A 13,034-nucleotide genomic window follows, 5' to 3' on the forward strand; every position below is an offset into this window, starting at 1 on the left:
CCTTGTTACCTGGTCACCTTCGAACTCAGCAAGTGCCCGAGGCTCCAGCCAGGTTGACGCTGCACGTGGGCCGTGCCGGGTGGGCTGCTACCTTCCGGTCCTGACCCGTTGTCCGACCGACGCACTGCACCGGCCCAGCCGTCACCTCGGGCAACCGGGTATCTTACCCCTCCGCGCCCGAAGCATCCAGCCGGGGTTCCGGATCCTCAAAATCCTCGACGCACGTGTCGTACACGCGGATTTCGACGCGCCGGTTCTGGGCCAGTTGACCCTCGCCGTAGGCCGGGCGGACCAGAGGCTCGTACGCGCCGGCGGCGCTGACGCGGATGCGCTCGGGCGCGATGCCGAGTTCGATCAGCTTCAGACGGACCGCCTCGCCACGGGCAAACGCCAGGGCCATGTCGCTGGAGAACGGTGCATCGGCAGGCAGCGGTTCACGGGTGGCGTGACCGCGGATCTCAAGCTTGTTGCGGAAGCCGCGCACGCGCTCCGCGAATCCGGCCAGCAGCGGCTCGGCTTCCGGACGGAGCTCAGCGCTGAAGCGGGTGAAGGCAACCGGGCCGCCGACCACGAACTCCACCCCGTCGCGGATGTTGCGCACGGCCGCGTCGGGGCCTTCCAGCCCCTCCGCGTCGGCCCGGGCACGGTTGTTCCGGTTCGTCAGATGCACCACCTCGATCAGTTGCTGGTGGAGGGAGTTGAGATCGATTTCGTCGGCAGGCAGCCAGCCAACCTGTCCCGGCGTGCCCAGCGCCTCGCGGATCGACTCGATGGCAGTCATCAGGCGCTTGTCCTGCTTGTCGTAGTTCGCCAGGGCCGCCAGCATGATGAAGAAGCACAGCAGCAGCGACATCATGTCGCCGTAGGTGACGATCCAGTCCGGCGCCCCCGATGGAGCCTCACGCTTCTTGATCGCCATCGGGCTGTCTCCCGGCCCCGGGGCGGGCCTAGCTGCTCTTCTCGCTTTCCAGCTTCGCGCGCAGCCGCGGCGACAGGTAAACGGTCAGCTTGGACTGGAGAATGCGCGGGTTGTCCCCGGCCTGAATGCCCAGCACGGCCGCCTGCGCGATCGTCAGATTCAACATCTCCTGCGCATGGCGGTTGCTGAGCTTGTCGGCGAGTGGCAGACAGACCATGTTGGCCATGATCGCGCCGTACAACGTCGTCAGGATCGCCACCGCCATGCCAGGCCCGATCTTCTTCGGGTCATCCATGTTCGACAGCATGATCACCAGCCCGACCAGCGTGCCGATCATCCCGAACGCGGGGGCGTACTTGCCGAGCAGGTCGACCACCTGCTTGCTCTCGCCATGGCGGAAGTCGATCGCCGCCATCTCGGCCTCCATGCTCTGCTTGACGGTGTCCGGGTCCATGCCGTCCACGACCATCCGCAGCGCCGTTGCCACGAAGCGGTCGTCAATTTCCTCCAGGTATTTCTCGAGGGCCAGCACACCCTCGCGCCGGCTGACCTCGGCCAGCCGCACGAGTTCCTGGATCATCTGCAGTGGCGACTTCCGGTGGGTGAAGAGCGCGTTCTTGACGATCGACAGGAACCCCAGGAAGCGATCCAAGCGCACGCTGAGCAGCGTCATCGAAATGCCGCCGCCCAGCACCATGATGACCGAGGGATAATCGAGGAAGCCGCCGATGGAGTCACCCGCTCCAGCGATCAGCGACCCGATGAAGATGACCGCACCGGCGACAAAGCCAATGAGCGTCGCAAGGTCCATGCGTGCGCGTTGCCCTGGTAGACGAACAGTGGCCGCGCACCATGCGCGGCGTCCCGCCTGCTCCATACCTCGTATCGGTCCGGCAAGAACCAGCGTGCAACCGCGACGAGGATTCAATGCCCCGGCCCGCGGGCGCCTGCGGGCATGCCCATAATCCGGCCACCCGCACCGCGCCGGGGCGCTCCCGCCCCGCGTTGGCCGGCCCGGATCCGACACCCTTGCCGGCCCGGCGCCTTGGTGCTTCAATGCGGCATGGCCCCATACGGAGTACGGGTTATGAGACGCGCTACGCAGCGCCGCCCGCGAGGCGGCTGCGCATTCTTGCTGGCGACTTCGCTCTTGGCCTGCGCCGGCTGCGGCGGCAGTCAGTTCGGCAGCGAATTGTCCGCCCGCCCCAGGCCCCGCCTCATCGGGCAACCCCACAGCACCACGCTTCGGGTGCCGCAGGACGAGCGCTTTGCGATCGCCCTGCCGCGCAGCACCCGCCAGGCCGGCCTCGACGGCACCGCGGACGGGGACGCCACCGCCGACCCAACCGGCTCGGCCAGCGCCACGGCCGCCGTGAAGTTCAGCGGTACGGCCGAGAGCCTCTTCCAGCTTGGTCACTCGCTGGCGAATGGCACCGACCAGCAAATGGACCTCGACATCACCGCCCGCTGCCACAGCACATATCGCCTGCACGCCGAGCCCGACGCGCAGTTGCCGGACGCGGTTGTCGGCCTGCGGCTGTACGTGCGCGACAGTCGCGGGCGCATGCTGCGCGACCTGGTGCTCCTCGACCAAAACACCTCGAACGGCACCACGCAGAGCCAGGCCGAGCAGAGCCCGCGCTTCACGATCACGCTCGCGCCGGGTGAATTCGCCGATATCTACATCGCCGGCCTGGCCAAGGTCGACATCCCCACCGGACGCACCGCGACCGCCGAGTTGACCCTCAGCGGCCTGCAGTTCGAGGTCGTGACCCAGCCCGCGCCGCTCGTGCCGGCCGCCAGCCATGAGCCCCGGTAAGCCCGGTCCCGCGGACATCGCCGCCCGCATCGCGGAGCTGCGCGCCGAGCTCCGCCGCCACGACCACCTCTATTACGTCCTGTACACGCCGGAAATCAGCGACGAGCGCTACGACGCGCTGCTGCGCGAACTGCGGACGCTGGAGACCGCCCACCCCGAGCTCATCACCCCCGACTCGCCGACCCAGCGCGTCGGCGAACGCCCCCTCGAGGGGTTCGCACACGTCCGCCACGCCGTGCCGATGCTCTCCATCGATAACACGTATTCGCCCGAGGAACTGCGCGAATTCGACGCGCGTGTCCGGCGGGCACTGGGCGACGAGCCGTACACGTACCTCGTCGATCCCAAAATCGACGGCGTGGCCGTCGCGCTGCGCTACGAGGACGGCGCGCTCGCGCTGGGCGCTACGCGCGGCGACGGCGAGACCGGCGACGACATCACGCAGAACCTGCGGACGATCCGCAGCGTGCCCCTGCGCCTGCACGGCACCGGCTGGCCGCGCATCGTCGAGGTGCGCGGCGAGGTCTACTGGCCGCGGGCGAATTTCGAGGCGTGCAACCGGCAACGCGTCGCCGATGGCGAGGAGCCCTTCGCCAACCCGCGCAACGCGACCGCCGGCACGCTGAAACAGCTCGACGCCCGCATCGTCGCGCAGCGCGGCCTGGCGTTTCAGTGCCACGGCTTCGGTGTGCTCGACCCGGCTCCGATCGGTGCGCGAACGCACAGCGCGCTCAATGAACGCTTCCGCGCGTGGGGCATTCCGATCAGCCGCCACGCGCGCCAGTGCCGCGATATCGATGCGGTGATCGCGTTCGTCCACGAATGGGAACCCCAGCGGCACGCCTTGGAGTATGACACCGACGGGCTGGTCGTGAAAATCGACCGCCTCGACCAGCGCCGCCGGCTTGGGACGACGAGCAAGGCGCCGCGCTGGTGCATGGCGTACAAGTACGCCGCCGAGCAGGCCCAGAGCCGGCTGCTTTCGGTGGACTTCCAGGTCGGCAAGCTCGGGACGATCACGCCGGTCGCGAACCTGGAGCCGGTGCAACTGGCGGGGACCACCGTGAAGCGGGCCACGCTGCACAACTTCGACCAGGTGCGGCGGCTCGATCTGCACGTGGGCGATACGGTGACCGTGGAGAAAGCCGGCGAGATCATCCCGCAGGTCGTCGCGGTCGATGCGGCCCGGCGCCCGGCGGGTGCGAAGCCGATCCGACCGCCCAAGCATTGCCCGGAGTGTGGCGGGGACGTCGTGCAGGATGAGGGTGGCGTGTACGTCCGGTGCCTGAACCCGGCCTGCCCGGCCCAGGTCATCGAGCGTCTGCGGTTCTTCTGCGCCCGGGACCAGATGGATATCGAAGGAGCCGGCATCAAACTCGTCGAAGCCCTGGTGAAGAACAGGCTCGTGCACAATTATGCTGACCTGTACCGCCTGCACGAACGACGCCCCGCGCTGATCGAGCTCGAGCGCATGGGCGAAAAGAGCGTGGACAACCTGCTGGCCGGCATCGAGGCGAGCAAGCGGCAGTCGCTCGCCCGGGTGCTGGCCGCCCTCGGCATCCGCCACGTCGGCATCACCACCGCCGAGCTGCTCGCTGAGCACTTCGGCGATATTGACACTCTACTGGCCGCGGACGAGGCCACGCTTCAAGAGGTTGAGGGCATCGGGCCCGAAGTATCTGCTTCGCTGCGCGAATGGCTGACCAGCGCGACGGGCCAGCGCACCATCGCGGAACTGCGCGCCGTCGGCGTGAACATGCGCCAGCCGCGCACGCGGAAACGCGCCGCCGGCAGCCCCCTGGCCGGCAAGACCGTCGTCGTCACCGGCACGCTCAGCAAGTACTCGCGCAGCGCGGCCGAGGCGCTCATCAAGGAGCACGGCGGGAAAGCCACCGGCAGCGTCAGCAAGAAGACCGACTACGTTGTCGCCGGCGAGTCGCCGGGCAGCAAGCTGGACAAGGCGCGCGAGCTGGGAATACGCGTTTTGACGGAGGCGGAGTTCGAGCGGCTGCTGGCCGGCGCGGACTAGAACATGATCCGAAACCGCGCGAACACGCGCCGGAATTCCTCGTCGGAGAGCGTGGTCGCGAAGACCAGGTAGCGGTCTTTCGCCAGCACGCAGTGAATCGGCCCGGAGTACACGTCGCGGTCGATGCTGCGCGTCCGCGGCCGGGGCGCGCCATCGGGCAATACCAGCGTGTTCCACACGTCCAGCATGACGACGCCCCGCTCGACGAGATACTCCCACGTGGCGACCTTCTCGTGCGCAATGACACCCCGCTCCGTAATCGGTTGGTGCGCGATCCGGAGATCGTTCAGCCCGCGAAAGTCCAGCGCGGGCAGACGCGCGTAATACGGCAGCGCCCCCGCACCCCCCACCGCGATCAACGTGTCGTCACGCAGGTAGCCCTCGTCGACCAGCTCCCTGAGAAACAGACCCTCCTTCGTCCGCCACTGGGCATAGGCGCCCATGTTCTCCAGATGGGCGATCCCGCGCCGCTCTTCGTACCGCAGCGTGTTCGGCCGGTACGCGCACCACACCAGCCCCACCGCCGCCCCGATACACGCCAGCGTCACCACCACCCGCGTGCGCATGCGCCGCCACGGCCGCGCGCCCAGCGCGCGCAAGCCATCCTGCAGCAGCCAGAACAGCAGCGGCAACACCGGCGTCATGAAGCGAAACTCAAACCGATCGCCGCCGATGCAGAGCAGGTACGCGGCGAATGCGAGCACCAATACCAGCAAATACGCAGTGCCCAACTCCCGGCGCAGGACCACGACGAGCACCAGCCCCGGCAGCGCCCACACCAGCCAATGATCGGCGACAAAGAAGCCCAGGTACGCCGCCCCCTGGTCCAGCCACAGCCCCGGCACCTTGGCGTAAAACGTATTCGGCAACCACTGGCCATAGTAGCTGTAGCGCCACAGGAAGTGCGCGCCCACCACGACGCCGAATAACGCGCTCCAAATCGCCAGTGCCCGCCAGGTACGACGCCGCAGCACCAGCCAGTCGCATGCGAAAAACAGCCACGTCAGGCCGAAGAACAGCAGACCCTCCGGGCGTGTGAGGGCCGCCAGAGCGAAACAGGCCGCGGAGCCCCACGGGACACGCACGTTCCGCTCGCGCGCGCGCAAGAATATCAGCGCACCCGATAGCACAAGCAACGCAAAACACTGCGTCTCCAGGCCGCCCGTGGACCAGCCGCAAAACGTCCGGTTGACTGCCAGGGCCAGCGGCGCGATCCAGAGCCACGGCTCCGTCCAGCGCCCACCGCGCCCGCCCCACCACACCAGCACCGCCAGGATGGCCCCGCCGCATGCAATTCCCAGGACGTTGGCGACGAGCTCCACCGGCAGTTCTACCCACAGAGCCGCCGCCATCAGCAGCGTCCAGAGGAAATTCGTGTAGCCCTCGACGCGCTCGCCGACGTTGTAGACCAGTCCGTGCCCCGCCACGAGATTCTGCGCGTAGCGAAACGAAATGAAGCAGTCGTCGCCCAGAAAACAGTACCTGGCGACAAAATGGGCGAACAGCCACGCAACCGCCGCCGCGCCGGCCAGCGGGATCGCCCACGCCAGCCACCGCCAGCGCGACCGCGACGCGGCGGTCACCGGCGGCACAGCCTGGGGACTAAGGTCGAAGTGCTGAGATTCCGGGGTCGGTTCCATGATTTCAATCAGGAGTCAGGCTCGTCGCCACCGCGCCGATTGTCCGCCCGCCCGGCACGCAGCGTCAAGCCGTTCCGCGCCCGCGTCGCACGACAGAATTGACCCGTCGTGGGCAGATTCCTATACTCGCGCATCGTGCTCCACCCGATCAAAATGGCATGAACACCCGCGTCCCCCGGTTACTGGCTTCGCTCGTTCTGGCCGCGCTTGCGGTCCCCTGGAGCGGCTGCGACCGCGGGACCGGCCCGCAGGCGCGCCAGCCGCGCAACGTGCTGCTGGTCACGCTCGACACGACGCGGGCCGACTACATCGGCTGCTACGAGCCCCAGCGCGCCGCGAACACGCCGCACCTGAACGCCCTGGCCGCCGACGGCACGCAGTTCCTGCGCTGCATTTCCGCGTCGGCCGCGACGCCCGTTTCACACGCGTCGATCCTCACCGGGCTCTACCCGTTCGAGCACGGGCTGCGCGTCATCTACGCCAAGTCGGGCTGCCGGCTGAAGGCCGACGTGCCGTATCTGCCGGCGCTGCTGCAGGCCGCGGGTTGGCGGACCGCCGCGTTCCTGAGCGCGTTCACCGTGAGCGAGTTCTACGGATTTCAGCGCGGTTTTGACACGTTTGACAGCGGCCTGACGCGCGCCGCCGAGGGGATCATGCGCCCGGACGAAACGGGCCACTACGAATGGGGCGTGGTCGACAACCAGCGGCGCTCCGATCACACAACCGACGCGGCTCTGGCCTGGCTGGACCAGGCATCGCCGCGCACGCCGTTCTTCCTGTGGGTGCACTACTGGGATCCCCACGACTGGACGCCGGGCGTGCCCGAAACCGCCCCGCCGCCCGAGTTCAGCCGGCCGTTCATGGAGGCCGCGACGGGCTCCGGCCCCGACCAGTTGCGGGCCATGTACGCGGCCGAGGTCGCGTTCGTCGATCTGCAATTCGGGCGGCTGATCGACAAGCTCAAGGCCCGCGGCTGCTACGACGACACGCTGATCGTGGTGCTGGCGGATCACGGCCAGGGGCTGGGCGATCACAACTGGTGGCCCCACCGCCTGCTCTACCAGGAGCAGATCCACCTGCCGCTCATCGTGCGCATGCCGGCCCAGCCTGGTGGCCGGCGCATCGACAGCCTCGTGCGCAGCATTGATGTCTATCCGACAATCCTGGAAGCGGTCGGCGTGCCCAGCCCACAACCGGTCACCGGCGAATCGCTGCTCGGCCTGCTGCAGGGGCGCGCCGGCGAGCCGCGCTACGCCTACGCCGACGGCCCGCACAAGTACGACCTGAACGCGGCGATGCTCGCGCGGCGCCCCAAGGACGGCAACCTGTATTGCCTGACCGACGGCACCTGGAAACTTCTGCTGCGGCTGGACAACCAGGACGACAGCGAGCTGTTCAACCTCGCGTCCGACCCGCGCGAGGCCCGCAACGTGTATCGCACCGAGGTCGCACAGGCGGAGCGACTGCGCCGCATCCTGGACGATCTGAACCCGTATCAGCTCGAGCCATTCGCGGACGAGGGCCGCGGCGACCGCGGGGCGCTCAAGGCCCTGGAGAGCCTCGGCTACGTCGGCAGCCGGGCGGATGACCAAATCGAACCGGATACCCAACCGACTTCACGGAACGCGCCCTCCGACGACTGACGCCCCGGTCAACGACCGCTCTGCGCATTGAGCGCATCCACCAGCACGGTCGGCACGCGCCGCATCCGCACAATCGCCGCCCGCTCGCTACCCTTGACCTTGTGCGGGGAAACGAATTCCCAGACCACCTCGCCCGCGGGCGTCACCTCGAACGCGCGGCCTTTGTCCGACTCCGCGATCAGCGTGTTGCCGTTGGGCAGTCGCTGCGCCGAGCCTTTGCTCGCTGTGTAGAACGAAGTCGCCGGCTGCGCCTGGTAGCGCCAGACGATCTGGCCGGCCAGCGGATCGATTTCGAGCACGCGCGACGCCCCGCGGCCCAGGCCATTGTCGAACACCAGGATGTGCCCGTTTTCGAGCACCTGGGCATCGTGCGGCCCGCTCAATTCTTCCTCCCCCCACGCCCAGACCACTTCGTTGCGCTCCCAATTGAAGACGGCGATGCGATCCTGGTGCCGGAAACACACCAGGATGTTGCCCAGGTCATACAGCGGGTGCCGGCCGACCAAGTGCTCGCGGTGCAGCCACTCGACCGAGTTCGAGTGAAACACGTCCACCCACGGCGGCCCGCCCAGCACCGACGGCCCCACGCGCTTCAGGCGGAAGACCTTCGCGCTCCGCCGCACGGCCGCCAGCATCGAATGCGCCGCGCTCACCGTGCCATCGGCGTTTAGCAGCGTCAGGTAATCGTCGCGCGTGGGCACCTGCGCATTGATCTCCGGCTCCATCCGCCGCTCGAATGTGAGCACCAGCAGCTTCCCGTCGGGCACCGGCGTGATGTCGTGGTGGGCGCGGAGTTGTTTCTTCCACAGCACCTGGCCGTGCCAGTCGAGCCGCAGCACGTAACGCGACTCGTCCGCGATCCGCTCTGGAGGCCCGCCATCCTTCCAGACGTACGGGGCGGCGCCCACGGCGACCAGGTCGCCATTGGGGAGCAGCTCGGCACGCTCCCAGCGATCGCTCGGGGCATGATTCCAGGACCTGAGCACCCGCCCCTGCGCATCGATCAGCTCAGCGCGGCTGAGCATCTGCACTTCGTACAGGTTGTAGCCGGGGCAAACACGCTCCGCGTCGCAGAACACGACCCCCTCGGGCTCGTCGCCGCGTGCCGCCATGCTGTCCACGTATGGCAACGAGCGCAGCCGGTCAATGTCACCGGTCGTCGCCGCGGGCGGCGGCGCGGTCCCCGCCTCGGGCGGCTCGGTCTTACCGCAGCCGGCCAGGCACGCGCCCATCATCAGCAGAACCACCCCCACGGTCCGCAGGCATACCACGTGCGCCATCGCCGGCATCCGCCGCGCTTTTGAGGTACCGGCGTTCACTGAGCCCGTTCGCCGGCGCCGGGGGTTGCGGGCCGTGCCAGAAACTCGCCCAGCGCGGCTACGGCGGCGTCCGCCAGGTCGTCCTCGCCGCCCTCGCGGAATGACTGGCTCTCGGACTTGACGAGGGCATCGAGCGCCGGTTGGCCAGCCACCGTCATACGGACGCGCGCCAGCAGCAGCCCGCCGCTCAACAGGCCCTTCTTCTGGAAGTACTGGACATCGCTGGTCACGGCGAGTTGCGGCTCTCCGCCGGGATACCGTGGCCGCAGCCGGGCCACGAGCTGATTGGCCGAGCGGTCGTAGGCCCGGAGCACGGCGCTGGGGCACAGGCCCGGGCCGATCGTCGTCGTGGCCGGCGAAAACGTCAGCTCCGCCGCGCGCGCTAGCGCCGCCGCATCGGGCTGCGTGATGATCAGCACTTCGCCCTGCGCGCCGCGCACTTCGTAGTACGCCTGCTTGACCACACTGAAGCAGCCCGTCAACGGTAAGAACGACACCATCAGCGCCAAGACGGCGCCGCGCTGTAAACGTGTGCGCATCACATCCTCCCGGCCCACATCACGCATCGGAGAGACGCGCGGCGTCGGCATCCGAGATCTCGAAGTTGCTGTGCACCGCCTGCGTGTCATCGTGCTCTTCGAGGGCGTCGATCAGCTTCATCATCCGATCGGCCTCTTCACCCTGGAGCATGACCGACGTCGATGCGACCATCGACACTTCGGCACTCTCCGGCGTGATGCCGGCCGCCTCGAGGGCCTTCGAGACCGCGCCGAACACCGCCGGATCGCAAGTCAGCTCGAACGCATCCCCCAGCGCGCGGACGTCGTCAGCCCCGGTTTCCAGGGCGATCCCCGTGAGCGTGTCCTCGTCGGCCTTGTCGGCCGTGATCAGGAAGACCCCGCGTTTCTTGAACAGCCGCGCCACGCAGTTGGCCGCACCGATCCGCCCGCCGCGGGCCTCGAAGATCTTCTTGATCTCGGGCGCGGTGCGGTTGCGGTTGTCCGTGAGCACGCTGCACAGGATCGCCGCCCCGCCGGGACCGTAGCCCTCGAAGAGCAGTTCCTCGTACGTTGCACCGCCCAGTTCACCCGTGCCCTTCTTGATCGCGCGCTCGATCGTGTCCTTCGGCATGTTCGCCGCGCGGGCCGCATCGATCGCGTAGCGCAGCGTGAGGTTCATGTCAGGATCGCCCCCGCCCTGCCGCGCCGCGATGATGATGCCACGCGACAGCCGACTCCACGCCCGGCCGCGGCGCGCATCCGTGACCCCCTTTGCCCGCTTGATCCGTGCCCAGTGTGAATGCCCGCTCATAGTCCGTTCCCAGAAGTCGCGCGGCAATCGCAGCCGCCGCATTGTCGCTTCATTCTACGGCAACCGGCGGACGCCGCAAATCCCGTCCATCCGTCAGCGCCGCTTGACCGCCAACTGGTATAGCCGCCGTCCTTCCCGCAGATACTTGATCTCGAAATTCGTCGCCACCCGGGCCGCCTCCACGCCGAATTCCGGATCGTCGAACGGCGTCTCCCGCAGACCCGGATGGCTCAACAGCAGGCCCCGGATAACCTCGAAATACTCGGCGTGGTCCGTCTGCACCGCCCAGTGCCCGCCCGGTACCAGGCATTCGACCGCGGCGTTGACGAACGCCGGCTGGAACAGGCGACGCTTCTGGTGCCGCCGCTTCGGCCACGGGTCGGGGTGGTAAACGTGCAGCGCGGTCAGCGAGGCCCGCGGACACACCACCCGGATAAAGTGGCTGGCATCCGTGCGCAGCATCCGCACGTTTGGCACACCCCATCGCGTCAGGCGGTCCGCCGCGAAGCGATAGAACTCGTTCGCCCACTCGATGCCCAGGAAGTTGCGCTCCGGCCGCGCCCGCGCCCGGCGCAGCAGGAACCCCGCTTTGCCTGTGCCAATCTCCACCTCGACGGGGCGCTCGTCACCGAAGAGGACCTTCCAGGTGAAGTCGGTCAGCTCGTGGAGTTCAACGATCACATTGGGCGACGGCATGGCAACGTGAACTATCGGACCTCGACGGCCCGCGCCGGACCCGGCAATGCCGGCCCGTGCGCGCGCCGATGTAACCGATACGGAGCCGGACCCGGCCCGGCTCATCGCGCACAGCTTTTCTAAAGGAAGTGCGGCCGTGCGGCAACCAGTTCCCATTCCTACCGAGCGTCGCAAGGATCCGCGCTACCCGCAGGCCTTCGCGTTCTGGATCTGCCCGGAAGAGGGGTACCCGCGCACCAGCGCCTGGATGCTCGACATGTCGGCCGGCGGCGCCGCGTTCCTGACCGCCGCCGCCGAGGCCCCACCTGTCGGCGCCCGCATCAAGCTGGTCGAGATGCAGACGCACGACCGGCTGGTCCGCGAAGGGGCGGTGACCTTGCCGACGTTCGCACGGGTGCTCCGGCACGACGGCACCGAAGGCCTCACGCGCCGCGTCGCGGTGCGCTTCGAATCCGACGCCCAGTTGCCGATCGATCCGCTCAAACGCCGCACCGCCGCGGCCGTCTGCCCGCATTCGCCGTCCGCCCCGCCGTTGCCGCCGCCGGGCGTCACCCGGATGCCTGGCATCATCCGCGCGGCCGAGCGGACCGGTTCCGCCTCCGCGTGCTGAGCCGCCCACACCGCCGGGGCACGACTATACTCATGACTGGCCGAGTCCGCCGGACGGGTATCTCCCGCCCGGCGAGTCCACGACTGCAGGAGCGCGAAATGGGCCGACTCTTTGATGACGCCACCCGCACGATCGGCAATACGCCGCTGGTCCGCATCAATCGCATCATTCAGGCCAAGGCCACAGTCTACGCCAAGCTCGAATTCTTCAACCCGCTCAAGAGCGTGAAAGACCGCATCGGCGTGAGCATGGTCGAGGACGGGGTCCAGCGCGGCAAAATCCGCCCGGATACCACGCTCATCGAGCCGACGTCCGGCAACACCGGCATCGCGCTGGCGTTCGTCTGCGCCGCCCGAGGCCTGAAGCTCATCCTGACCATGCCGGAAAGCATGAGCCAGGAGCGGCGGGCCGTGCTGCGGCACCTCGGGGCGGAACTGGTGCTGACACCCGCAGCGGAGGGCATGAAAGGCGCGATCCGCAAGGCCGAAGAGCTCGTCGCCGCGACGCCCGGCGCCTTCATGCCGCAGCAGTTCCGCAACCCAGCCAACATCGCGATTCACAAGCAGACCACCGCCGAGGAGATCTGGAAGGACACGGACGGCCAGGCTGACATCCTCGTCGCCGGCGTCGGCACCGGCGGGACCATCACCGGCGTCGGCGAGGTCATCAAGCAGCGCAAGCCGACTTTCCAGTGCATCGCCGTCGAGCCGACGCATTCCCCGGTGATCACGCAGGCCCGCGCGGGCCAACCGCTGCAGCCCGGGTCGCACAAGATCCAGGGTATCGGCGCGGGCTTCATCCCCGAGAACCTGCACCTCGACGTGATCGACGACGTGGTACAGGTCAGCAACGACGAGGCCTTTGCCTGGGCGCGCCGGGCAGCCCGCGAGGAAGGCATCCTCTGCGGCATCAGCTCCGGGGCGGCCCTGTGCGCGGCCGACCAGGTCGCCCGCCGGAACGAGAACCAGGGTAAGCTGATCGTCGTGATCCTGGCATCCGCGGGCGAGCGCTACCTGTCCACACCACTGTTCGAGCAGTAAGGCGAAGC

General features: G+C 68.2%; 12 protein-coding genes and 1 other RNA gene. 5 read left to right on the plus strand and 8 right to left on the minus strand.

Going from position 1 to position 13,034, the window contains the following annotated elements:
- Window positions 1–43 precede the first annotated feature (43 nt).
- The 3 genes from ffs to KA383_08255 form a co-directional block, all read right to left on the minus strand.
- An RNA gene (gene ffs, locus KA383_08245) (signal recognition particle sRNA small type) lies at window positions 44–141 on the minus strand.
- 22 nt (window positions 142–163) lie between these two features.
- Entirely contained in the window at window positions 164–919 is a 756-nt protein-coding gene (locus KA383_08250; GenBank protein MBP7746111.1) for an OmpA family protein, read from the minus strand.
- 28 nt (window positions 920–947) lie between these two features.
- Window positions 948–1,730: a MotA/TolQ/ExbB proton channel family protein gene (locus tag KA383_08255; protein MBP7746112.1), complete on the minus strand. Its 783-nt coding sequence runs from the start codon at window positions 1,728–1,730 to the stop codon at window positions 948–950.
- Window positions 1,731–2,006: 276 nt separating this feature from the next.
- On the opposite strand from KA383_08255, the gene KA383_08260 reads away from it, so the two are divergent.
- Both KA383_08260 and ligA read left to right on the plus strand, forming a co-directional pair.
- Window positions 2,007–2,738 (plus strand): hypothetical protein, encoded by a 732-nt coding sequence (locus KA383_08260; GenBank protein ID MBP7746113.1) that lies wholly within the window; start codon window positions 2,007–2,009, stop codon window positions 2,736–2,738.
- Window positions 2,725–4,767 (plus strand): NAD-dependent DNA ligase LigA, encoded by a 2,043-nt coding sequence (gene ligA / locus KA383_08265; protein MBP7746114.1) that lies wholly within the window; start codon window positions 2,725–2,727, stop codon window positions 4,765–4,767. Before KA383_08260 ends, ligA begins: the two co-directional genes overlap by 14 nt.
- Here ligA and KA383_08270 read toward each other — a convergent pair.
- Window positions 4,764–6,407 carry a hypothetical protein gene (locus KA383_08270; GenBank protein MBP7746115.1) on the minus strand — a complete coding sequence of 548 codons (1,644 nt, stop codon included), beginning with the start codon at window positions 6,405–6,407 and terminating at the stop codon, window positions 4,764–4,766. The two genes, ligA and KA383_08270, sit on opposite strands and share 4 nt — an antisense overlap.
- Before the next feature lie 158 nt (window positions 6,408–6,565).
- Between KA383_08270 and KA383_08275 the strand changes: the two genes are divergently transcribed.
- Window positions 6,566–8,050: a sulfatase gene (locus tag KA383_08275; GenBank protein MBP7746116.1), complete on the plus strand. Its 1,485-nt coding sequence runs from the start codon at window positions 6,566–6,568 to the stop codon at window positions 8,048–8,050.
- An 8-nt stretch (window positions 8,051–8,058) separates the two neighbouring features.
- Here KA383_08275 and KA383_08280 read toward each other — a convergent pair whose 3' ends face one another.
- The 4 genes from KA383_08280 to trmB all read right to left on the minus strand — a co-directional run bounded on the left by KA383_08280 (window position 8,059) and on the right by trmB (window position 11,376).
- Window positions 8,059–9,330 (minus strand): aryl-sulfate sulfotransferase, encoded by a 1,272-nt coding sequence (locus KA383_08280; protein MBP7746117.1) that lies wholly within the window; start codon window positions 9,328–9,330, stop codon window positions 8,059–8,061.
- A 35-nt stretch (window positions 9,331–9,365) separates the two neighbouring features.
- Window positions 9,366–9,908, minus strand: a complete 543-nt coding sequence (locus tag KA383_08285) for a hypothetical protein (GenBank protein ID MBP7746118.1) — start codon at window positions 9,906–9,908, stop codon at window positions 9,366–9,368.
- Window positions 9,909–9,927: 19 nt separating this feature from the next.
- Entirely contained in the window at window positions 9,928–10,680 is a 753-nt protein-coding gene (locus KA383_08290; GenBank protein ID MBP7746119.1) for a YebC/PmpR family DNA-binding transcriptional regulator, read from the minus strand.
- A gap of 93 nt (window positions 10,681–10,773) precedes the next feature.
- Window positions 10,774–11,376: a tRNA (guanosine(46)-N7)-methyltransferase TrmB gene (gene trmB, locus KA383_08295; GenBank protein MBP7746120.1), complete on the minus strand. Its 603-nt coding sequence runs from the start codon at window positions 11,374–11,376 to the stop codon at window positions 10,774–10,776.
- Window positions 11,377–11,422: 46 nt separating this feature from the next.
- Between trmB and KA383_08300 the strand changes: the two genes are divergently transcribed.
- Together KA383_08300 and cysK are read left to right on the plus strand one after the other, a co-directional pair.
- Complete coding sequence (locus KA383_08300) at window positions 11,423–11,986, plus strand: PilZ domain-containing protein (GenBank protein ID MBP7746121.1); 564 nt, start codon at window positions 11,423–11,425, stop codon at window positions 11,984–11,986.
- 98 nt (window positions 11,987–12,084) lie between these two features.
- Window positions 12,085–13,026 (plus strand): cysteine synthase A, encoded by a 942-nt coding sequence (gene cysK / locus KA383_08305; protein MBP7746122.1) that lies wholly within the window; start codon window positions 12,085–12,087, stop codon window positions 13,024–13,026.
- Window positions 13,027–13,034 lie beyond the last annotated feature (8 nt).

This window comes from Phycisphaerae bacterium, from assembly GCA_017999985.1.
Lineage (GTDB): Bacteria > Planctomycetota > Phycisphaerae > UBA1845 > Fen-1342 > JAGNKU01.